The sequence below is a fragment of the Xanthomonas sp. NCPPB 1062 genome, assembly GCF_041481705.2.
Classification (GTDB): Bacteria; Pseudomonadota; Gammaproteobacteria; order Xanthomonadales; family Xanthomonadaceae; genus Xanthomonas; species Xanthomonas euvesicatoria.
On sequence record NZ_CM192987.1, the window covers coordinates 314583 to 336204 of the forward strand.

The window sequence follows — 21622 nt, forward strand, 5'->3', positions numbered from 1 at the left end:
CGAACGCCTCGCGTGCAGAGGTGACCTAGGCGCTACAGCACTGCATCAGTGCACGCGTTAGCCGCATCACGGTTGCGCAGCGTATGTGCCTGGCGGTCATTGACCATCGTTTGCTAGCCTGTTTCCGCGCTTTTTCGTTATCACGCGCCGCCTTTCCGGGCGGCGTTTGCGTTTGATCCACTCACTGGAGTCGTTCGATGTCGCCTCGCCCGCTGGTTGTGCTCGGTTTGGTTGGTCTGTTGGCCCCGTTGCTGTGCAGCGCCGCCGATGGTGCCGCGCAGCGGCTCTCGATTGCCGACGTGCAGGGCGAAGACAGCCGCAGCCCGTACGACGGTCGCGTGGTGGAGGTGGAAGCAATCGTCACCGCCGATACGCGCGCGGGGCTGGCCGGCCTGTTCGTGCAGCAGCCCGGGTTCGAACCGCGGCGCTCGCATGGCCTGTTCGTCACCGGGGCCGGCAATGCCGAGCTGGCGGTGGGCGACCGCGTGCGCATCGTCGGCACCGTGCGCGAGGTTTCGGCAGGTGGCGAGGCGAGCCTGACCACCGTGGACGCCAGCAGCATCGAGCGGCTTGCCAGTGGCCAGCCGGTGCCGGTGCGCATGCTCAGCGGCCCGCCGGCCAACTGGGAAGCGCTGGAAGGCGAGCACGTGCGCATCGCCTCGCTCACGCTCAATGGCAGCGACCGCCTGGATACGTACGGCGAGCTGGTCGCCGCGTTCGGCGGACGCCTGTGGCAGCCGAGCGAGGTCGCCGCTGCCGGCACGCCGGCGTTCGCGCAGGTGCAGGCCGATAACGCACGTCGTCGCGTGTTGCTGGACGATGCGCGCAACGGCCGCAGCCCCAAGACGGTGTCGTATCTGCCGGCCGATCCGGTGTTGCGCAGCGGCAGCCTGCTCAAATCGGTCGATGGCATCGTCGATCAACGCTACGACGGCAACTATCGCATCCAGGTGCTGAGCCCACTGACCTTGCCGGCGATGCCCACAGCCGTTGCGCCGCAGGTGGGCGGCGATCTGCGTATTGCCTCGTTCAACCTGGAGAATTTCTTCAACGGCAATGGCCGTGGCGGTGGCTTCCCGACCAAGCGTGGCGCACGCACGCACGAACAGTTCCAGGCGCAGCTGGCCAAGCTGGTCGCCACCATCGTGCCATTGGACGCCGACGTGGCTGCGTTGATGGAAGTGGAAAACGACGGCAACGGCGCCGATGCGGCGGTATCGCAACTGGTGGCCGCGCTCAACGCTGCCGGCAAGGACAAGGATTGGCAGTTCGTCGATACCGGCAGCGGCCCGGGCGACGATGCGATCCGGGTCGGCATCCTCTATCGCAGCTCGCAGGTCACCCCGGTCGGCGAGCCGGCCACGCTGACCGGCGGGCCGTTCGAGAACCACAGTCGCGTGCCGCTGGCGCAGGCGTTTCGCAGTGCGCGCGGAGCCACCTTCGTGGTGGTCGCCAATCACTTCAAGTCCAAAGGCTGCGGCAACGCCAGCGGTGCCGACGCCGATCAGCAGGACGGCCAGGCCTGCTGGAATGCCACCCGGACCGAATCGGCCAAGCGGTTGCACCAGTGGTTGCAGACCGACCCCACTGGCGCGCAGACCAAGCTCGCCGTGCTGCTGGGCGACTTCAATGCCTATGCGATGGAAATGCCGATGCGCAGCCTGCGCGCCAGCGGCTGGCAGGACGCGTTTGCAGTGGCCGGTGTGAAGCAGCCCTACAGCTACGTTTACGACGGCCTGAGCGGGCGCCTGGACCATGCGTTGCTCAGCCCGGCGATGGCCAAGCAGCTGCGTGGCGCGGCCGAATTGCATATCAATGCCGATGTCATGGACGACGCCGGCTACGCCAAGCGCAACCTGCCCGGGCCGTGGCGCAGCTCCGATCACGACCCGGTGTTGCTGGGTTTTTCGTTGTAGCGCTGCCGATCGTGGCTGTGCACGCTGCACGCGTGCCAAGGCGAATTGGGTACGCGCGTGCTGCTGCAAACCGGGCGGTCATCGAGGATTGCGTAGGCCGTCGTCAAGCCAAGCGGACGCGGCGGACGATGACGCGAAGGTGATCACGGCGGCAGCACTGACGCCGACGCCGACGCGCGGCATGCGTTGAGGTGGTCGAGCCCAGCAGGGCGCGCATCGACCACCGATGCGTGCCCCACCTCCCTTCCCGCCTGGCGACCGCTCTGGCGATGGTGCCGTACGCCGATCGGTCGCTAGTTCGCGCATGTCCCATGTCGGCGACGCAGCCGCAGATTGAGCAGATGCGTGCTGGCCAGCAGCAGGCTGCCGGCGACCGTGACCGGTGTTTCCAGCGCATCGCCGACCAGACCGCTCGCTCCAATCACCAGCCCGGCCAGTCCGCACAGCGCCAGCACCCAGACCGGCGCCGGCAGGGCGTGCCGGCGATGCGTGCTCCATAGCGCGTAGCCGCTCAGCGGCACCGCCGCCGTGGCGAACATCACATGTATCCACTCGGCCCGGCTCCAGGCGCCCAGTAGCGGGAGCGTGGCGGCCAGCAGCGGCAGGGCGAGGCAATGCAACAGGCATAACCCGGACAAGGCGATGGCCGAGCTGTCCAGCAGGGAGGCGGTGGCGCGCATCAGAAGCATCCGGTCCAGTAAGTGTTATATAGTAACACTTCTTTCCCGCCAGGTTCTCAGGATGTCTCTGTCCCCCCAGCGCGATGCGCGCCTTCCCGTCACCGTGTTGTCCGGCTTTCTGGGTGCGGGCAAGACCACCTTGCTCAACCGCATCCTGCACAACCGCGACGGCTTGCGGGTGGCGGTCATCGTCAACGACATGAGCGAGGTCAACATCGACGCGCAGCTGGTTCGCGAGGGCGGCGCGGCGTTGCGGCGCACCGAAGAGACGCTGGTGGAATTCAGTAACGGCTGCATCTGCTGCACGCTGCGCGACGATCTGCTGCAGGAAGTGCGGCGGCTGGCCGAGCAGGGTCGCTACGACTATCTGCTGATCGAATCGACCGGTATTGCTGAGCCGATGCCGGTGGCAGCCACCTTCGCGGTGCGCGATGCCGATGGTTTCAGCCTGTCGGACATCGCCCGGCTGGACACCATGGTGACGGTGGTGGACGGCAGCCATTTCCTGGAAGACTTCGGCTCGGCTGCCACGCTGGCCGACCTGGGCCAGCAAGCCGGCCCGGACGACACGCGCGGGCTGGTGCAGTTGCTGGGCGAACAGGTGGAGTTCGCCGATGTGCTGGTGATCAGCAAGTGCGACCGCATCGACGCGCAGCAGCTGCAACGCCTTCGCGCCGTGTTGCGCGCGCTCAACCGCGACGCGGCAATTGTGGATGCCGCGCACGGGGAAGTGCCGCTGCAGCAGCTGCTGGACACCGGGCGTTTCGATTTCACCCGTGCGCAGCTGGCGCCGGGCTGGATGCAGGAGCTGCGCGGCCAGCACACGCCCGAGACCGAGGAATACGGCATCAGCAGCTTCGTGTACCGCGCACGTTGGCCATTCCATCCGCAGCGCTTCGCGCGCATGGTGCACAGCGGCTTGCCGCAGGTGATCCGCAGCAAGGGCTTCTTCTGGCTGGCCAGTCGCATGGATTGGGTGGGTGAACTGTCCAGCGTGGGCGGTGCCACCCAGACCAGCGCGGCCGGGTTCTGGTTCGCTGCGCGCCACCGTGTGGATGCGCAGTCGGTCGGCCAGCCGCTGCAGACCAGCGTCACGCCACTGCCATACACCGATATCGGCTGGCAGCGGCAACAGACGCAGTGCTGGACCGCGCCACTGCCGCAACCGCACGAGGTGGGCGATGCCAACGAATACGCCGCGATGCAGCGGTTGTGGCATCCGCTCTGGGGCGACCGCCGCCAGGAGCTGGCGGTGATCGGCGTGGACATGGATGCACCGCGCACACGCGCCGCGCTGGACGCGTGCCTGCTCAGCGACCAGGAACTACGGCAGGGGCCGGCGCAATGGCAACTGCTGGACGACCCATTTCCGCACTGGGCGCGTTGAAGGCAGCACTGCTGCCGCCCGACAGGCGAGCCGCGGACATCGCCAGTCCCATTGCACTGGCGAGATCGCAGTTTTGGTCAACGGCACGCTGTGTCGTGGCTGACGCCAGGGCGTGCGTGGGCGCTGGCGGTCCGCGGACGCTTTGCGCGCAACGACGACGCGCTCAATAGCCGTTGTTGATCGCCTCCTGATGGTCGTCGCGTTCGTTCTGCTCGGACAGCGCACGCTCCTGCGGCGTGGTGGGGATGCTGTCCATCAAGCGTGGCGCACCCATCCGATGCAACTGGTCGTCGGTGCGCTTGACCATGTCTTCCAGCGCCAGCACGTTGGTATAGCCCTGCATCATGCGTTCCAGGCGTCGGATCTTGTCGGGCGGAGCATCGCTCTCCTTCAAGGATTGCAGGCGCCGCTGCGCGCGCGTGTAATACCGTGCCATCTTGGTCATGTCGATATTTTCGCGGACCGCAAGCAACGCACGGCGATTGGACTGCATCACGTCATATTGGACCATGGCCAGCCGACTGCTGGTGGTCCTCGGCGCAGCGATCTTCTCCAATGGCGCCAGCGCCGCCAACATCCCATCGAGCTGCCGATCGCGCACGGCGTCGCGCTCGGCGATCAGGGCCGCGCGCATCTCGAACACCGACCTTTCCTGCGGGCTAGGCGCCCGGCGCTCCTTGTAGAGGCGCCGGCCGATGTGATGGCACTGCTCGTTGAGCGCGGCCAATTCCAGATTCATGTTGCGCACCGGGCGTAGCCGCCTGGACGGCGAGGGCGGAGCCGGTGTCGCCGCTTTCGGGGAAGCAGCCGGTGCTGGCCGCACGGGGAACGTCGGCTGCTGCGGCGGCCGTAGCGGTTCGCGCCTGGCCACGTTTGGAACCTGCTGCTGCCGCTGTTGCTCGGGAGCGCGTTGACGTTGCTGAAAGCGTTCTGACGCGCGTGGCGGCGACGGCGGTTGCTGCGGTGGCGCTGCTGTGTATATCGGCGCACGATTGCGCGGCTGAGGCATCGCCTCGGGCGCCTTCCATCGCGCATCGACGCCAGCCTGCAGTGCCGGTGGACGCGGGTGCGTGCCTTGCCTGGCAGCGTTCGGTGCCGATGTGGCCAGCGCAGGCTGGCTCTGCGCCGTTTTCGTGGCTGGCGCTCCCATGCACATCGACGGCAGCTGTTTGCGTAGCATGGCCAGCGACTTGCGTGCCGAAGCCAGCATGCCTTGCCGCGATTTGGCCGCGCCCTGCGCGGTGCCGGCCTTGGGCGCGTGAGACAGCAGGTGCGGCGACGGCGTCGCACCTGCTGTCGCTGCCGTATCGGTGGCTGCCGGATTGAACGGCTCCGGGGCAACCGGATGAGTGCTGCGAAAGAACGAAGTCAGGCGCATCACAAACTCCCGCGGGAATGCACGCTCATGCTAGCGACCGCCAACCGGCGCGGAAGACGGATGGCGAACTGACGTCGCGCAGGCCGAAAGCGGGCGTCAACCCAGACGTATTCCCCAGGCGATCGCCGCGATGGCCGGTGCGGCCAGTGCCAGCCCCAACCAGCCGCGCAGGCCCAGGCGTTCGGCAAATCCCAATGTGCCCACCAGTGCCCCCAGCACGACCACACCCAGATTCATGCTGGCAAACACGGTCGCCGGGCTGTGCGGCAGCAGCTGGTGGGCACGTACGTAACACAGGATGTTGCCGAAATTGAGCGCACCCAACAGCACGCCGGCGAGCATGCTGCGGGTGCTCATGCGTGCGCCACGTGCCCAACGCACGCCCTGCACGCCAAGCATCAGCAAGAAGGCCAGCGCAAAGCACAAGGTCAACGAGGTCAGCGATGGTGTCCCGGCCTGCGCGATGTGCTTGAGCAGCAGGTCGATGAGCGCAAAGCCCATCCAGACGCCAATCAGCCAGGGCAGGCCGGTTGTGCTCGGCAGCGGATCGGTCGCTAGGTGCTGACGGGGGCGTCGCACGATGCACACGATGGCCGCCATGCCCAGCGCAAGCCCTGCCAATTTCCAGCCATTGACCGGTTCGCCGAAAACGGTGAAGGCGGCGGCCAACGAGAGCACCAGCGACAAGCGTTGCGCGACATCGGTGCGCACGACGCCGGCCACCGCGACCGACCGCGCCAGCACCAGGAAGATGGAGGGCAGCGCCACGGCCAACAGCAGCAACGCCAACCAGGGAGTAGTCGTGACGCGTAGCGTGTCCAGCGCCGGATGCAGGATCAGCCAGGCCAGGAGTGCAGCGGTGGCGTAGTTCCAGGTAATGGCCTGAAACACGTCGATCCGGTGGCGTGGCGCAAGCTTCAACAGCACCGACACCAGGACACTGCAGACAACGGCAAACAGCAGAAAATGCATGGGCAACGCAACGAAGTGTGCAGGCAGGGCGATGAACGCGGCCGGCGGGGCGGCTATTATGCAGGCATGTCCAATCCCTCATTCCCCACCGAATCGGCTGCGTTGACCTTGGACGGGCCGGTCGGCCCGCTGGATGTCGCGGTCGATCTGCCCGAGCCGGATGTTGCCGCACACGCGGTCACCGCCATCTTCTGTCATCCGCTCTCCACCGAGGGCGGCAGCATGCACAACAAGGTCGTCACCATGGCCGCGCGCGCGCTGCGCGAGCTGGGCATCACCGTGGTGCGCTTCAATTTCCGCAGCGTCGGCAATTCGGCCGGCGCGTTCGACCATGGCGATGGCGAGCAGGACGACCTGCGTGCGGTTGCCGAGTGGGTGCGTGCGCAGCGGCCAGGCCACACGTTGTGGTTGGGCGGTTTCAGCTTCGGCGCGTATGTCTCGTTGCGCGCCGCCGGCTCGCTCGAACCGCAGGTGCTGATCTCGATCGCGCCGCCGGCCGGGCGCTGGGATTTCAGCGACATCCAGCCGCCGGCGCAATGGTTGGTGATCCAGGGCGATGCCGACGAGATCGTCGACCCGCAGGCGGTCTACGACTGGTTGGAAACGCTGGAGCAGCAACCCGAGCTGGTGCGCATGCCCGACACCAGCCATTTCTTCCACCGCAAATTGATCGACCTGCGCGGTGCGATCCAGCATGGTGTCCGGCGCTGGTTGCCGGCCGCAGCCTGACCGCGGCACGGCCCACGCGTATCGCCAGGCGATGCGCTGTTGAGCGGTCCGCGCAACAGCCGGCGGCCCGCGGAGAATGCAATGAGTGAGATGACCCCGTCGCAGCGCTACGCCGCCGGCGTACAACGCGGCGACTGGCGCGCCGACCCTGCGCAGCAGGCGGCCTTGGCCGAGCTGGACCGCATCCACGAGGCGCTGGTGGACAGCGCGCAAGATGGTTGGCTGGACCGGCTGTCGGCGTTCTGGAAAAAGCCCGAGCCGGTACGCGGCTTGTACTTCTGGGGCGGTGTCGGGCGCGGCAAGACCTTTCTGGTCGATCTGTTCTACGACGGCCTGCCGATCAAGCAGAAATACCGCACCCACTTCCACCGCTTCATGCGCGGCGTGCACGAGCAGTTGCGCGAGCACGCAGGGCAAAGCGATCCGCTGGCACGCATCGCCCAGCAGTGGCGCGAGAACCTGCGCGTGCTGGTGCTGGACGAATTCTTCGTTACCGATATCGGCGATGCGATGCTGCTGGCACGTTTGCTCGAACGCCTGTTCGCCGAAGGCGTGACGCTGGTGACCACGTCCAACACCGCGCCGGAAAACCTCTATGCCAACGGCTTGCAGCGCGACAGTTTCATGCCGGCGATCGGGTTGCTGCAGAAGTTCTGCGTGGAGCTCTACGCCGAAGGCACCGAGGATTACCGCATGCGCGCGCTGACGCGTTCGCCGGTGTATCGCGCGCCGTTGGATGCGCAGGCCGACGATTGGCTTGCGCAGCGGTGGGCCGAGTTGAGCGGCAACGCCGAGGCGCGTGCCGGCAATATCGAAATCGAGGCGCGCAAGATTCCGGTGCGCGCACGCGGCAAGAGCATCGCCTGGTTCGATTTTGCTGCGCTGTGCGAAGGCCCGCGCGGACCCAGCGACTACATCGAGATTGCGCGCGAGTTCACCACCGTGTTGCTGGGCGGTATTCCGCACTTCGACCGCATGAACGAAGACGCCGCGCGCCGCTTCGTCAACCTGATCGACGAGCTGTACGACCGCCATGTCAATCTGGTCTGCACCGCGCAAGACGCACCGCCGGCCCTATACAGCGGCCAGCGCCTGGCCGGTGCATTCGAGCGCACCGCTTCGCGCCTGATCGAAATGCAGAGCGCGGAGTATCTGGCAACGGCGCATCGCGCGTGAGTCGGTCATCGGATAGGCGATGACCTGTGCGATTGCCACTGCCGTGCATGTGCGGTGGTGGCACTGCACTGCCGGCAGCGTGACCGCTCAACTGCGGTTGACGACGATAGTCGGGTTGTTGCTGGTACGTCCTTCAATTCCTTCGTGGAGCCGATGAGGCGCCCCAGGTGATGCCGTGCGCATCCGGCGATCGTGATACGTGCCGCCGCCATGTCACGCGCGGCTGTGGCATCCCTGCCACAGCGCCTGATCCTGCAGCGCTACTGCGAAGGCCCCAGCTCCCAGCCAGCGTCCGAAGTTCTGGTCGCAATGGCCGATGGTCCCCTACGGAGCCAAGCCGCAGAGAACATCCCAAAAAATCGCTTGCAATTAGATCGTACACTATGTAAATTGCGCCCCATGGACACCGCCACGGCCACCACTGCCCGCACCGATGCGCTGCTGCAGCTCGACAACCAGCTGTGCTTTGCGTTGTATTCGGCCAACCTGGCGATGCACAAGCTCTACCGCGGCTTGCTGAAGGCGCTGGACCTGACCTACCCGCAGTACCTGGTCATGCTGGTGCTGTGGGAGACCGACGAACGCAGCGTGTCGGAGATCGGCGAGCGCCTGTACCTGGATTCGGCCACGCTGACGCCGTTGCTCAAGCGCCTGCAGGCGGCCGGGTTGGTGACCCGCACGCGTGCGGCCAACGACGAGCGCCAAGTCATCATCGCGTTGACCGAGACCGGCCGTGCGTTGCGCAGCAAGGCGGGCGCGGTACCGGAGCAGGTGTTTTGTGCGTCGGCCTGTTCGTTGGACGAACTGCGTCAACTCAAGCAGGAACTGGAGAAGCTACGCTCCAGCCTTGGCGCCGGGTGAGCTTCCGGCATGTGCACTGTTTTGCAACGCGTCGTACACGATTCAATCGTCAACTATTGAACCTATTGAACCCTCATGCGCCCCTCGCGCTCACCCTGGAGAACCACCATGGCCTCACCTGAAAAAGTCCTCTACACCGCCCACGCCACTGCCACCGGCGGCCGCGAAGGCCGTGCCGTGTCCTCGGACAAGGCGCTGGACGCCAAGTTGTCCACCCCGCGCGAGCTCGGCGGCGCCGGCGGCGACGGTACCAATCCGGAGCAGCTGTTCGCAGCCGGTTACGCTGCCTGTTTCATCGGTGCGATGAAGGCCGTGGCCGCACAGGACAAGCTCAAGCTGCCGGGCGAAGTGAGCATCGACAGCAGCGTGGGCATCGGCCAGATCCCGGGCGGCTTCGGTATCGTCGTGGAACTGCGTATCGCCGTGCCGGGCATGGACAAGGCCGAACTGCAGACGCTGGTCGACAAGGCCCATCAGGTCTGCCCGTACTCCAATGCGACCCGCGGCAATATCGACGTCACCCTGACCCTGGCGTAATGCAGGCCAGGCCGCGATGCGCAGTGCGTGTCACGGTTTCAACGACGGCCCGGCGCATGCGTCGGGCCGTTGTGCGTTGTGGCTTGAGAAGATTGCAGGTTCGCGCACGCGTTGCCCGGCGATGACGCGCCAGCGGGCACTTCGGCGTCGCCTGTCATGGCATGCGCCGCGCGGCGTACGCACCGTGACGCACGGCAAGCGCATCGAGCAGACGTGCGCAAGGCGATACGCTGCTTAGCGCCTCGCCGTAGCCGCCACGCCAGTGGAGGCCACGACATCCGCCGGCTGCGGGTGCGCGTTGAGCTCCAGCATCTGCAGGCGCTCGCCGTTGAAGCGGTACTCCAGCGCTTGCTGCACGGCGTAGAGCGCTTGCGCCCGCACGCACAGGGTGCGGGCCTGCGCTTGGAGCGCGTCGCTGCGGCCCTGCATCTGCTGCTGCATCTGCGCATCCAGGTCCGCACCACGGCGTTCCATCTGCGCAGCGCGTCCGCTCATCACCGTCCACATCATGCTGCGGGTGAGGCTGCCGGCCAGCGCTTCGGCCGCATGTTCGACCTTGGCCTCGAAGCGCTCGTCGAATATGGCTTGCTCCCATCGTCCGCGTCCGAGGGTGTCCGCCACCTGCGCCCGTGCTGCCGTGCGCAATTGCTCGACCTTGCGCTGCTGGCGCGCGCTGCCGGACAGCACGTGCACCACGCCATTGAGCGCATCGAACGTGATGTCGACCACCGACTGGGCAACCGACGCCACCGCCGGCATCAACGTGCGCGTGCCTTGCTCCAGCTCGCGCAGGCGTTGCGCGTCGGCGGCGCTGACCGGCTGTGGTTGGCGGTCCACGTTGAGCTCGCCACCGTGGAAAAAGATCTCGCGCGGCAGGCCCTGTTTGCGGCGCAGCCAGATACCGCCGTTATCTGCGAGCACGTCGTAGGAGGTGCTGACCGTGCATTGCTGCGAGGACAGCCGCGGCGTTGCGGTCTGGGCCTGTGCGGCGCAGGCCACCAGCAGCCACAACGGTGCGAAGAACACGGTGCTGCGCATGCGGTGGCCTTGGGAATCGGGCCTTCAGCATTGCGCACGGTGCAGGGCGCCGCCATGGGAAGGAAGTCAGGGTGCCGCCGGTGCGCGTCGACAGGCGGTTGCAGCGAAGCGTGAACCCGGTCGAGCATCGGCGCACTGACGGCATTCAAACGACGCGCTCACTTGATTCTCACGGCTGATGGTGTGAATTATGTTGCACAGCAGCATCGGAGCCACGCAATGCTCGACCCACGCATCGAAAAGGTAGACCTGGCGCTTACCGAGATTGCCCAGGACCCGTCGGAAAAGGTGGCGCTGTGGCAATGGGCATGCCGCGAGATGCTGCACGAGACGCTGATCGGCATGCACCAGCTTTCGCATCTGGCCGGCATCGCCCGGCAGGTGGCCAACGACTGGCGCGAGCCGGTGGATGTCATCGCTCCCGCAAAGCCCTACCTGGCCGCGTCGGCGCTTGCCGACCGCCGTCTGCCGCAGGTGCTCGACGGCCTGGGCAGCACGCGCGACGACAACGACCGCGCCACCCTGTGGCGATTGCGTTACGCGAGCCTGATCGCCTCGACCCTGCAAGGCATGCAGGCGCTTGCCGAAAAGCACCGCATCGACCGCCAGGCGATGGCAATCGGGCCGTTGAACTAGCGGCGATCGGGCCGCACCTCGCGGTTATGTGTCGTGCACGTGGCTAACAGCTGACGCTTGCGCGTCCGTTCAAAGGCGCATCTCACCCGGCAGCGTTACCGGATCATCTTCAACCCGAGGTTTCTGCACGGGCCGTGCATCACGACACGGTCTTGCGCACAGGCTGCCGGTGCCGCGCAGCTGAATTCCACCGTCTACCAACAACGTATTGCGCAGCAAAGGTGTTCGGCGGGCCGCCATCAGCCCATCAGGCCGATGACGGGGTACCGCTGAACGATCAGGCAGCTGTTCGCCTGATCGAAGGGGCGTTCATCTCGCCACCGTGACAGGCGGGCGCCACCCGCGTCGATACCAGAAAGCCTGCCTTGCATTGGTTCGGGCATTGGTGACAAAACGCTTCAGCCGTGTGTGAGAAGTTGGCGCCCAACTCAAGGGCGGGCGACCCAAGGCATCCAGGCGCGCTGCATCTTTCAGGATCGCTGTCGTCGTGCGCGGCGAGATGGGCTGTGCGTCATCCAGTCCGTAGGCTTGCCGCGCCGCATCGGCGGCCAGCGCCTTACGCGTCCGCGGCGATAACTCTTGCAGCCTCTGGCGCGTACTTTGGACCAGGTCGGGGGCGATGACCGGAGTTGAGGCATAGATCTTGCGAGGTACGGGCGGGGTGCGAACGACGCTCTCTACGCCGCGCAGATGTGCATGGAACTCGGTTTGCGGATCCTCGATTTCGGCTTGCAATGCGCGGGTCCTGGCCAGCGCATCGATTGCACCCGGCTTGTCGAAGCGCTCAATCGGATAGGTGGATGTGCGGTGGTATGTGCCGGCCCAGCGCGAATCCCTGAGAAGAACCGCCGGACCATCGGACCACGAGTCGAGAACGACGGCCGAGTCTTGGGCCTCTGCCGAGCCTGGAGGCTGGTACAGCGCGTACATGTGGGCGCACGCTTGGTCACAGACGTTGGTTATCTGCCCGCCACCCTCCATGCGGGCCGCATGCCGGCGTGTGTTGATCGCTGCGTTTTGGTCACAATTGCCTGCGCTGACAGCCAGCGCGCAACCTGCCATCAAATTGATGTCATGTTTCCCGGGCCAGTAAGACAGGAAACTGTAAGACAGGTAACTACAGGTGGAGCTGCGCCCATTGCTGAGCCGAAAATCGCTCTCGATATTGCCTCGTCCATGATGCAAGGCCAGCCGTGTCTCGTGCACCGTTGCCGTAGCGTCGGCCAGGCGTTGACGGTCGCGAACGTCTTCAATGGGCCTGCCGCTGAGGCGCATTCCGAGTTGGTAGGCGGCCTGCTGGACTTCGTGCGGCTGCAGGGTCGGTTTCCCGGAGCGCCTCCGCCTCGCACGGGCAGCGCCGAGTCTCGCCAAGCCCTGCAGGCTAGGCGGCACCGATGGCTCGGGTAAAGGCGCGGGGGCGGTGACCTGCTCTGAGGCAGGGCTTTCGGGATGCTCAGGTGACGCTGCCACGCTCGACCCAGACATCGCCGGCTTTGAAATGCATAGTCCCATGTCGCTCTCCGATCATGAACCCCGCACCCAGTGTGGCAAGGTGCTCGGCGAACGTTGCTGGTTCGCCGAAGTCGTGTGTGGGATCACGAATGATTGGCGCTGGCGCCGCCGCGCATTGGGTTGCTTGGGAATGGAAAATCGCAAGCGCGAAGGGGCGTAGAGAGGCACGACGAATGCCGTTAGTCCAGAGCGACCACGGCCTTGCCGAAGTTCTTGCCGCGCAACACGTCGATCAGGCCCTGCGGGGCGCTGTCCAGGCCGTGCAGCACGTGCTCGCGGTACTGAATTTTGTCTTCGCGCAGCCACTGGCCCATTTCGCGCAGGAAGGCAGGCATCAGGCGGATGAAATCGTGCTGGATGAAGCCGCGCACCGTCAGGCGTTTGCGCAGCACCTGGCCCATGAAGTCGGGCAGGCGATCCGGGCCGGGGTGGGCTTGCCCGCGGCTGTTGTAGGTCGCGATCACGCCGCAGACCGGGATGCGTGCAAAGTCGTTGAGCTGCGGCAGCACCGCATCGAACACCTTGCCGCCAACGTTTTCGAAATAGATGTCGATGCCGTCCGGCGTTGCGGCGCGCAACTGCTCTGCAAAGTCGTCGGCGCGGTGGTCCAGCGCCACCTCCACCTGCAGCGTGTCACGCAGGTAACGTACTTTTTCTTCGCCACCGGCAATGGCGACCACGCGCAGGCCCTGCAGGCGTGCCAGCTGCGCCACCGTGGCGCCGACCGGGCCGCTGGCGGCAGCGACCACCAGCGTTTCGCCGGGCTGTGGCTTGCCGATTTCATGCAGGCCCGCATACGCGGTAAAGCCGGGCATGCCATAGACGCCGAGCGCGGTGCTCAGTGGCAGGTTGTCGTCCTTGGGCAGCTTGCGCAGGGGTGTCGTGGGGGTCAACAGGCTATGCGTCTGCCAGCCGCCGGGCAGCACCAGCAGATCGCCAGGCTGATAGTCGGCGTGATTGGACGCAATGACTTCGCCGACGGTGCCGCCTTCCATCACGGCATCGATGGCCACTGGCGCGGCGTAAGAGGGACCTTCGTCCATGCGGCCACGCATATACGGGTCCAGCGACAGGAAGCGATTGCGGACCAGAATCTGGTCGTGGCCGGTCGGTGCGACGGCGACCTCTTCGATGCGGAAATTGTCGGCGCTGGGTTCTCCGTGCGGGCGCGATGCCAGCACGATGCGGCGGTTGATGATGGACGTCATGGGGAATGGCTCGTAGGCAGTCCGCGCGTGGGCGGTCGGGTGAGCACGGCCGCTGTGCGGCTGCGCGGGAGAGTACTGTCACAGGCGCAGCAGGGTGCATGGTCGGCACACAACGCGACATGCCCCCTGATGCACTAGCGCGTTGCCGATGACTCCGGCGCGCTGGCGCTGTCCAGTTGCGCGATCTGATCGGCACTGAGCGCCACACGTGCGGCTGCCAGCACATCGTGCAACTGGGTCACGCTGGTGGCGCTGACGATCGGCGCGGTCAGGCCGGGGCGTGCGATCAGCCAGGCCAGCGCAATCTGCGCAGGCGTGGCGTTGTGCGTCACGGCCAGATCGTCCAGCGCCTGCAGGATGCGCAGTCCACGCGGGTTGACGTACTGCTTGACCACCGATGCACCGCGTGCGCTGCTCTTGCCAGCGTCGTCGGCGCTGCGATATTTGCCGGTGAGAAAGCCGCTGGCCAGCGAGTAATAGCTGATCACGCCCAGCCCGCGTTCGCGCACGAGGGGCTCCAGTTCGGCTTCGTAACCGGCGCGGTCGTACAGGTTGTATTCCGGCTGCAGGCTTTCGTAGCGCGGCAGCTTGTACTGCTCGGAAATATCCAGCGCATCGCGCAGGCGCGCAGCGCTGTAGTTGGACGCGCCGATCGCACGCACCTTGCCTTGCTCGATCAGTCGGCCGAATGCCGCCAGCGTGGCTTCCAGCGGAATCGATTCGTCGTCTTCGTGCGCCTGGTACAGATCGATCACATCGGTCTGCAGACGCGTCAGCGAATCTTCCACTGCTGCTGCGATGTTGTCCGGCGACAGGCCGGGATGCTCGCTCCACTTGGCGACCTTGGTGGCGATCAGCACCTTGTCGCGCTTGCCGCTGCGCGCAAGCCAGCGCCCGATGATGGTTTCCGATTCGCCGCCGCGATTGCCCGGTACCCAGCCGGAGTAAGCATCGGCCGTATCGATGAGATTGAAGCCGGCATCCACGAATGCATCGAGCAAGGCGAACGAGGTCGCCTCGTCCGCGCTCCAGCCGAACACATTGCCGCCGAAGACGATCGGTTGAACCTGCAGGCCGGAGCGGCCGAGTGCGCGGGGTTGGGTCATCGTGGATGCTCCTGATTCGAACTGGCAACAGGATAGTCACGCACACCGATGTTGCGTGTGACATCTGCGTGGATTCAGCGTTCCGCCGATCGTCCTCAGCAGCTCACGGGATCTGAACATGTCGGCGACGGGGGACGCGGCAACAGGCCTTGTGCGAATGCACGACGGGCACATGGCAGGCCCTGGAGCGCATGCTAGGCTCGCGCTACTTTTTCCCGGATGAGGGTGCTGCGATGATCGGCAACAAGCTGGCCTGTGCATGTGTGATGGGTGTGGTGGTGGCGATGAGCGCGCCGCTGGCGATGGCGGTGAAGCCTGCCGATAGCGCGAGCTTGCCCGCGCCCGACGCCGCATTGCAGGCAGCCATCAACGGCAACTGGCGCGACCGCGTGTACGTGCAGCGCGATCAGTATCGCCATCCCGGTCAGACGTTGGCGTTCTTCGGCATCAAGCCGACCCAGACCGTCATCGAAATTACTCCCGGCGGCGGCTGGTATTCGGAAATCCTGGCGCCGTACCTGCGCGAAAAGGGCAAGTACGTGGCTGCGGTGGTCGACCCGGCGTCGGCACCGGAAGGCCGCAGCCGCGATTACGCGCAGCGTGCGCGCGACGAGCTGGAGAAGAAGTTCCATGCCAAGCCGGAGGTGTATGGCAAGCCCTCGCTCGTGTCGTATGTGCCCAAGTCGCCGTCCTTTGGCGTGGACAACTCCGCCGACCTGGTGCTGACCTTCCGCAACGTGCACAACTGGCGCATGGCCGGCACTGCCGAGGCGATGTTCGCCGGCTTCTACAAGGTGCTCAAGCCCGGCGGCGTGCTTGGCGTGGTCGAACATCGCGCCAAGGCCGATGTGCCGGCCGACGACAAGAGCGGCTACGTTGGCCAGGCACAGGTGATTGCAATGGCCGAAGCCGCCGGTTTCACCCTGGTTGGCAAGAGCGAGGTCAACGCCAACCCGCGCGACACCAAGGACTACCCGGGCGGTGTATGGACGCTGCCGCCCAGCAACAGCCATGACAAGGCCGACGATGCCAAGTACCAGGCCATCGGCGAGAGCGACCGCATGACCTTGAAGTTCGTCAAGCGCTGACGCCCGGCTGCATGCCGGCGCGTTGCGCGTGTCGGCATGCAGATGTTTGACGTCATCGGGTATGTGCAGCGCGTCGCGCAACAGGATTGGCAATGTTGGTGTTGTTGAACAAACCCTACGGTGTGCTCTCGCAATTCAGCGACCGCTCGCAGCCGCCCAAGCGCACGCTGGCCGAATTCGGCTTGCCGCCCGATGTGTATGCCGCAGGCCGTCTGGACCATGACAGCGAAGGCTTGCTGTTGCTGACCGACGACGGTGCATTGGCGCATCGGCTGACCGACCCGCGCCACAAACAGCCCAAGACGTACTGGGTCCAGGTGGAGGGCGCGCCGCAGCCCGAACAACTCCAGGCGTTGCGCGACGGGGTGGTGCTCAACGATGGACCCACCCGGCCGGCACAGGTGCGCATGCTCGACCCGGCACCGCAGCTGTGGCCGCGCGATCCTCCGGTGCGCGTGCGCAAGACCGTGCCCGATGCCTGGCTGGAGCTGCAGATCACCGAAGGCCGCAACCGTCAGGTGCGGCGCATGACCGCGGCGGTGGGCTTGCCGACCTTGCGCCTGGTGCGCGTGGCCATCGGCGATTGGCGGCTGGACGCGCTTGCACCTGGGCAGTGGCGCGCTGAAGACACGGCCAGCGCGCGCCCGAGCCGGAGCCGGCGCTGAAGTGTGGCGTCTGTGGCGGGCGCGGTACGCGTGGCATTGCGTTAACGCGTGTAGCCGCTGGCAGGACGTTCGCGTCGCCAGCGGGCGCAATGACCGGAGCGTGTGATCGGGGAGATCCTGTTCTTGTCTCCCGCTTCGCCTGAGCCACGCATGGCCGACCGTTATTCGATGGGTTCGATGGTCGTCCCATCATCTGACGCAGACGGCACGCAGCGTGGGCCCCTCAATCGCTACATCGATGCATTGCGCTGCACGCAGACATGCATGCCACAAACGAAAAACGCCACGGCTTGGTGCCGTGGCGTTTTTGCATGACTTCGCGCGATGGCTTATTCGATGCCGTCGCTCGGGGTCACTGCACCGCGGCGCTGGTAGGCCGCACGGCGTGCGTTGGCATTGCTGGCATGTTCGCGATCCAGACGATGCACATTGCCGCCGAGCACCTGCTGGTCACGCTGACGCTTGCGGTACACCGCATAGCCGATCAGGCCCAGGCCTGCGACCGCGGCGGCAACCGTCACGGCCGGGTTGCGCTTGACCAGTTTGCTGGCGGCCTTGCCGCCGGTGCGCACTGCGCCGAGTGCGGCGCCGGTCTTGAGCCATTCGCTTGCGCTCGGTCCGAAATGACGCAGGCTGCTGCCGGCGTGGCGTGCCTGATCGCCCGCATTTGACGCGGCATGACGCAGCTGGTCGCCCGCAGTGCCGGCCAGTTCCAGGGCACGCTCCAGGGCGCGTTCGGTGATCACAGTCAGCTTGCTCATCGGAGGCGTTTCCTTTCTGAGTACGTGATCTGCAGTCTGTGCGCTGATGCGTATAGGCGGCGTTAGCGGACCGGGTGCCGTTTGGCTTACGGTTAGGTAGTGCGCCGCGGTGGATTCCGAGTGCCCGTCTGTTTCACCGCCGCCGCGGGTCTGTGCGTTTCAGGTGCCGCGTGGTTTTGTTCTGTGGGTTGCTGCAGCTGTCCGCGCCGCAGGAGATTGCGAGCGCCTGTCTGTTTCACCGCCGCCGCGGGTCCATGCGTTTCAGGTGCCGCGTGGCTTTGCTCTGTGGGTTGCTGCAGCTGTCCAGGGATCATCCGGCCACGGATGCCTCGGATACCGCCCCTTCATCTCTTTTTTAACGTCCGGATACGTATTCGCCCAGAAACTCTTCAAGTCCTGGGTCACCTGCAACGGCCGCCCGCCGGGCGACAGCAGGTGCAAGGTCAACGGGATGCGGCCGTCGGCGATGCGTGGGGTTTCGGCCAGGCCGAACAGTTCCTGCAGTTTGACCGCCAGCACCGGCGGTAGCGGTTGGCCGGCGTGGTCGAGGGCATAGCTGATGGGGCGCTCCATGCCGGAGGGCACGCTGATGCGGGTGGGCGCATGGCGGTCGATCCACTGGCGGCGCTCCCAGGGCAGCGCGCTCTTCAGTGCTTCGCCCAGGCTGGCCTCATCCAGCGCGTCCAGGCGGGTCTTGCCGGCGAAGGCAGGGCGTAGCCAGGTGTCCAGCGTCTCCAGCAGTGTGGCATCGGAGAGATCGGGCAGCGCCAGCTCTGGCATCCATCTGTGCAGCGACTGCACGCGGGCGCGCCACTGCTGCAGGTTTTCTGTCCACGGCAGGGCGTCCAGGCCGAGTTGACGCACTGCGTCGGTGAGCGCGGCCGCGGCATGTGCCGGGTCGACGCGGCCGGCCGGGCGGCTGTCGAGCACGATGCGGTCGAAGCTGGATTGGCGGCGGGCGACCAGGGCCCGCTTGTCCGCGTCCCACTGCACCACGTCCTGCTGCACGAAGCGCTCGGGCAGGCTGCGACGCAGGTAGACCTCATCCACCGGCGCGGCGCGCAGCAACAGCGCATCCTTGGCTTCATAGCGCAGTTCGCTAGCCACCAGCCACGGTTCGCCGCGCAGATCGCTATGGTCGAACAGGCGCGCGATGCGGCCGTTGGCGAGCAGGTAGCGCAGCGGGTCGGCGTGGTGGCGTACGGCGATGCGATCGGGAAATGCGTGCGACAGCAGGTCGCCGAGCGCGTGCGCCTCCACGCTGGATGGCGGGGCGCTGTCGCAGCGCAGCCGGCGCCGCCATTGTTTGGCAGCGCTGTCGATGGCAGCCAGGCCGCCACGATCGGCGTCGGCCGCGCTGCGGCCCTGACGAAATGCCGCCAGCGCCCGCCAACGCGCGGCCAGCCCATCGCCACCCTGGCGCAGTGGGTCGCGCGCTTCCAGCAGCGCGGCCAGGTCGCAGGCCAGCGCCACACGCGGCGCATCGCCGGCCTGCGCCAGCATCGCCGCCAGGCGTGGATGCGTGCCCAGCGCGAGCATGCGCCGGCCGAGCGTGGTGATGCCGCCGCTTGCGGTGAGCGCGCCCAGCCGCCGCAGCAGCTCGTGCGCGGCGGCCAGTGCGCCACTGGGCGGCGCATCGACAAAGCGCAGTGCGCTGCTGCCCCAGGCGGCCAGTTCCAGCGCCAGGCCGGCCAGTTCCACCTGGGTGATCTCGGCACGGCGCTGCGGTTCCAGCCGTTGCGACTGCGGCCACAGCCGGTAGGCCCAGCCGCTGGCGACACGTCCGGCGCGGCCGGCGCGCTGGTCGGCCGAAGCCTGCGCAATGGCGGTCACGTCCAGCCGCGAAAACCCGCTGTTGGGGTCGTAATGCGGCTCGCGCGCCAGCCCGCTGTCGATCACCACGCGCACGCCGGGCAAGGTGACCGAAGATTCGGCCACGTTGGTGGCCAGCACCACGCGGCGGCGGCCTTGCGGGTCGGGCTGCAGTACCTGGCTTTGCGCCTCCACCGACAGCTCGCCGTGCAGCGGCAGCACCTGCACCGCCGGATCCAGCGCCTCCTGCAGTGCGCGATGCACCCGCGCGATCTCGCGCTGGCCGGGCAAAAACACCAGCACGTCGCCGGGATGCGTGGACAACGCGTGCTCCACCGCGCGCCGCGTCTGCGGCTCCAGCGCTTCGTCGCGGCGCGCCGGAAAGTGCGCAATCTCCACCGGGAAACTGCGCCCGGCACTGCTCAGCCGCGGCGCTTCCAGAAAGCCGGCCAGGCGTTCGCCATCCAGCGTGGCCGACATCGCCACGATGCGCAGGTCATCGCGCACCTGCGCCTGCACATCCAGCGCCAGCGCCAGACCCAGGTCGCCGGCCAGATGGCGTTCGTGGAATTCGTCGAACAGCAGCGCGCCGACGCTTTCCAGCATTGGGTCGTCCTGGATCAGCCGGGTCAGGATGCCTTCGGTGACGACTTCGATGCGGGTGCGCGCGGAGGTCTTGTTCTCGAAGCGGATGCGGTACCCCACCGTTTCGCCGACCGGCTCGCCGAGCTGGCGCGCCATGAACTGCGCCGCGCTGCGGGCCGCCACGCGGCGCGGCTCGAGCATCACGATCCTGCGGCCGGCCAGCCACGGCGCGTCCAGCAACGCCAGCGGCACCTGGGTGGTCTTGCCGGCGCCGGGCGGGGCTTCCAGCACCAGCCGCGGATGCGCAGCGAGACTGTCGCGGATCTGCGGCAACAACGGGGAGATCGGAAAAGCAGGGTCGGTCATGCGCGGGAAGGATACGTTTGTGCTGCATAGAGTGCGACAGAGACCTGTGCGCGACTGCCGGCAGCCCGCTGCGTTCCGGCTCACCACAATACAGCGCACGAAACGCTCCACGCTGCAGCGAAACATCGGGTGCGAGAGACGTAATCGCAGCGCTAAATCGGAAATCCCCGTATCCCACTTGGTCAAGGTCTTTCCACAATCGGCAGGCCACTCCGCCAATCCAGAGACGCTATGAACGACTACGGTTCCTATCGCTACCTGCCTGCCGATGGTTGGTACGCTACCTATCCCCAAGTGACCGATACCGACCAGGTGCGCGTCTTCCAACGTGTGGCGCTATGGCGGGTTGCCCCGCACGGTACCATCGTGGGTCTGATCTCCTCGCCCGACGGTGACCAGGAGGACATCGAGTCGCAGCTTCTCAGTGCCCCGCGCGGACAAGGCGTCCACTACATCCACATGGATGATATGACCGAACAAGAACGCGAGCAGATCCGCAACAGACGTTTCAGCTGATCGCACCTGCTGCGTTTTGGGCGCCGTCACGCGTGATCTGACGACGACGGTACGGATGGCGCATGGCCATTCGTGCCGTGGTGGCGATTTAGAGCGTGCGTGCGGTTCTCATGCTCTTGCGCCGACAAAGGGCATCCGCTGGACAAGCGCCAGCGGCCAAGCGCGTGCGCTGAAGATCATCCCGCTTCGCGCATCCGGGCGGTCAGGCCCTTGAGGAAGGCGCGCAGCAGCTGGTCGCCGCAGGGGCGGAAATTCTTGTGGCCGGGTTGGCGAAACAGTGCGGAGAGTTCCGGCTTGGACAGCGGGAAACCGGCGCTGGCGAAGATGGCGTGCATGTCGACGTCCTTCAATTCGAAGGCCACGCGCAGCTTCTTCAACACCAGGTTGTTGCCGACGCGGGTTTCCAGCGGGCGTGGCGGCTGGCTCTCGTCGCGGCCGCGGAAGCGCAGCACCAGGCCGTCGAGAAAACGCGCCAGCATCGCATCGGTGCAGGGCTCAAAGCCCGGCTCGTCTTCCTTCTTCAGCCAGGCCTGTACCTGCGGCTTGTCGAGCGCGAACTCGGGGTCGGCCAGGTGGGTGATGTCCACCACCTTGTCGTCGCTGAGGTCGAGCATATAGCGGATGCTGCGCAGTACATCGTTGTGGATCATGACCGTTCCGGTGCCCCGGCCTGTCGCCGGAAAGCGGCCATTC

The 21622-nt window shown here is 66.3% G+C and carries 20 protein-coding genes; 10 read left to right on the forward strand and 10 right to left on the reverse strand.

What is annotated here, in order from left to right:
• Positions 1 to 197 precede the first annotated feature (197 nt).
• Complete coding sequence (locus ACCQ16_RS01315; protein WP_277573043.1) at positions 198 to 1916, forward strand: ExeM/NucH family extracellular endonuclease; 1719 nt, start codon at positions 198 to 200, stop codon at positions 1914 to 1916.
• A 293-nt stretch (positions 1917 to 2209) separates the two neighbouring features.
• On the opposite strand, the gene ACCQ16_RS01320 is transcribed toward ACCQ16_RS01315, so the two are convergent.
• Complete coding sequence (locus ACCQ16_RS01320) at positions 2210 to 2605, reverse strand: MerC family mercury resistance protein (RefSeq protein ID WP_014089041.1); 396 nt, start codon at positions 2603 to 2605, stop codon at positions 2210 to 2212.
• 52 nt (positions 2606 to 2657) lie between these two features.
• On the opposite strand from ACCQ16_RS01320, the gene ACCQ16_RS01325 reads away from it, so the two are divergent.
• Positions 2658 to 3983, forward strand: a complete 1326-nt coding sequence (locus ACCQ16_RS01325) for a GTP-binding protein (RefSeq protein WP_372380177.1) — start codon at positions 2658 to 2660, stop codon at positions 3981 to 3983.
• Positions 3984 to 4146: 163 nt separating this feature from the next.
• Here the strand turns inward: ACCQ16_RS01325 and xopR are convergent, their stop codons facing one another.
• Both xopR and ACCQ16_RS01335 read right to left on the reverse strand, forming a co-directional pair.
• Positions 4147 to 5361 (reverse strand): type III secretion system effector protein XopR, encoded by a 1215-nt coding sequence (gene xopR, locus ACCQ16_RS01330; protein ID WP_272939460.1) that lies wholly within the window; start codon positions 5359 to 5361, stop codon positions 4147 to 4149.
• Positions 5362 to 5457: 96 nt separating this feature from the next.
• On the reverse strand, positions 5458 to 6333 hold the full coding sequence (locus ACCQ16_RS01335; RefSeq protein ID WP_277573042.1) for an EamA family transporter: 876 nt from the start codon (positions 6331 to 6333) through the stop codon (positions 5458 to 5460).
• 66 nt (positions 6334 to 6399) lie between these two features.
• On the opposite strand from ACCQ16_RS01335, the gene ACCQ16_RS01340 reads away from it, so the two are divergent.
• From ACCQ16_RS01340 to ACCQ16_RS01355, 4 genes are all read left to right on the forward strand, one after another.
• On the forward strand, positions 6400 to 7062 hold the full coding sequence (locus tag ACCQ16_RS01340; protein ID WP_014089045.1) for an alpha/beta hydrolase: 663 nt from the start codon (positions 6400 to 6402) through the stop codon (positions 7060 to 7062).
• Positions 7063 to 7143: 81 nt separating this feature from the next.
• Positions 7144 to 8238 carry a cell division protein ZapE gene (zapE, locus tag ACCQ16_RS01345; RefSeq protein WP_011345994.1) on the forward strand — a complete coding sequence of 365 codons (1095 nt, stop codon included), beginning with the start codon at positions 7144 to 7146 and terminating at the stop codon, positions 8236 to 8238.
• A gap of 399 nt (positions 8239 to 8637) precedes the next feature.
• A complete protein-coding gene (locus tag ACCQ16_RS01350) occupies positions 8638 to 9099 on the forward strand; it encodes a MarR family winged helix-turn-helix transcriptional regulator (RefSeq protein WP_005912321.1) in 462 nt (153 codons plus the stop codon).
• A 108-nt stretch (positions 9100 to 9207) separates the two neighbouring features.
• Positions 9208 to 9636 (forward strand): organic hydroperoxide resistance protein, encoded by a 429-nt coding sequence (locus ACCQ16_RS01355; RefSeq protein WP_003488682.1) that lies wholly within the window; start codon positions 9208 to 9210, stop codon positions 9634 to 9636.
• Positions 9637 to 9870: 234 nt separating this feature from the next.
• Here ACCQ16_RS01355 and ACCQ16_RS01360 read toward each other — a convergent pair whose 3' ends face one another.
• The gene (locus ACCQ16_RS01360; RefSeq protein ID WP_277573041.1) at positions 9871 to 10674 is read right to left on the reverse strand and encodes a DUF2884 family protein; all 804 of its coding nucleotides are present in this window, start codon (positions 10672 to 10674) and stop codon (positions 9871 to 9873) included.
• 219 nt (positions 10675 to 10893) lie between these two features.
• Between ACCQ16_RS01360 and ACCQ16_RS01365 the strand changes: the two genes are divergently transcribed.
• The gene (locus ACCQ16_RS01365; protein ID WP_014089047.1) at positions 10894 to 11310 is read left to right on the forward strand and encodes a hypothetical protein; all 417 of its coding nucleotides are present in this window, start codon (positions 10894 to 10896) and stop codon (positions 11308 to 11310) included.
• A gap of 309 nt (positions 11311 to 11619) precedes the next feature.
• On the opposite strand, the gene xopE is transcribed toward ACCQ16_RS01365, so the two are convergent.
• From xopE to ACCQ16_RS01380, 3 genes are all read right to left on the reverse strand, one after another.
• Positions 11620 to 12822, reverse strand: a complete 1203-nt coding sequence (gene xopE / locus ACCQ16_RS01370) for a XopE/AvrPphe family type III secretion system effector (protein WP_277573040.1) — start codon at positions 12820 to 12822, stop codon at positions 11620 to 11622.
• Positions 12823 to 13001: 179 nt separating this feature from the next.
• Positions 13002 to 14030 carry an NADPH-dependent curcumin/dihydrocurcumin reductase gene (gene curA, locus ACCQ16_RS01375; protein ID WP_218195840.1) on the reverse strand — a complete coding sequence of 343 codons (1029 nt, stop codon included), beginning with the start codon at positions 14028 to 14030 and terminating at the stop codon, positions 13002 to 13004.
• 134 nt (positions 14031 to 14164) lie between these two features.
• Positions 14165 to 15136: an aldo/keto reductase gene (locus ACCQ16_RS01380; RefSeq protein WP_218532565.1), complete on the reverse strand. Its 972-nt coding sequence runs from the start codon at positions 15134 to 15136 to the stop codon at positions 14165 to 14167.
• Positions 15137 to 15369: 233 nt separating this feature from the next.
• Here ACCQ16_RS01380 and ACCQ16_RS01385 point away from each other — a divergent pair, with 233 nt between their 5' ends.
• Together ACCQ16_RS01385 and ACCQ16_RS01390 are read left to right on the forward strand one after the other, a co-directional pair.
• A complete protein-coding gene (locus ACCQ16_RS01385) occupies positions 15370 to 16224 on the forward strand; it encodes a class I SAM-dependent methyltransferase (protein ID WP_011346001.1) in 855 nt (284 codons plus the stop codon).
• Between the two features lie 92 nt (positions 16225 to 16316).
• Positions 16317 to 16889: a pseudouridine synthase gene (locus ACCQ16_RS01390; RefSeq protein ID WP_218195841.1), complete on the forward strand. Its 573-nt coding sequence runs from the start codon at positions 16317 to 16319 to the stop codon at positions 16887 to 16889.
• A gap of 329 nt (positions 16890 to 17218) precedes the next feature.
• Here the strand turns inward: ACCQ16_RS01390 and ACCQ16_RS01395 are convergent, their stop codons facing one another.
• Positions 17219 to 17650, reverse strand: a complete 432-nt coding sequence (locus tag ACCQ16_RS01395; protein ID WP_008572324.1) for a hypothetical protein — start codon at positions 17648 to 17650, stop codon at positions 17219 to 17221.
• A 261-nt stretch (positions 17651 to 17911) separates the two neighbouring features.
• A complete protein-coding gene (gene hrpB, locus ACCQ16_RS01400) occupies positions 17912 to 20413 on the reverse strand; it encodes an ATP-dependent helicase HrpB (protein WP_277573039.1) in 2502 nt (833 codons plus the stop codon).
• 231 nt (positions 20414 to 20644) lie between these two features.
• Here hrpB and ACCQ16_RS01405 point away from each other — a divergent pair, with 231 nt between their 5' ends.
• Positions 20645 to 20929 carry a hypothetical protein gene (locus ACCQ16_RS01405; RefSeq protein ID WP_008572328.1) on the forward strand — a complete coding sequence of 95 codons (285 nt, stop codon included), beginning with the start codon at positions 20645 to 20647 and terminating at the stop codon, positions 20927 to 20929.
• A gap of 176 nt (positions 20930 to 21105) precedes the next feature.
• Here the strand turns inward: ACCQ16_RS01405 and ACCQ16_RS01410 are convergent, their stop codons facing one another.
• Positions 21106 to 21579, reverse strand: coding sequence for a YehS family protein (locus ACCQ16_RS01410; protein ID WP_003489391.1), 474 nt, complete (start codon positions 21577 to 21579; stop codon positions 21106 to 21108).
• Positions 21580 to 21622 lie beyond the last annotated feature (43 nt).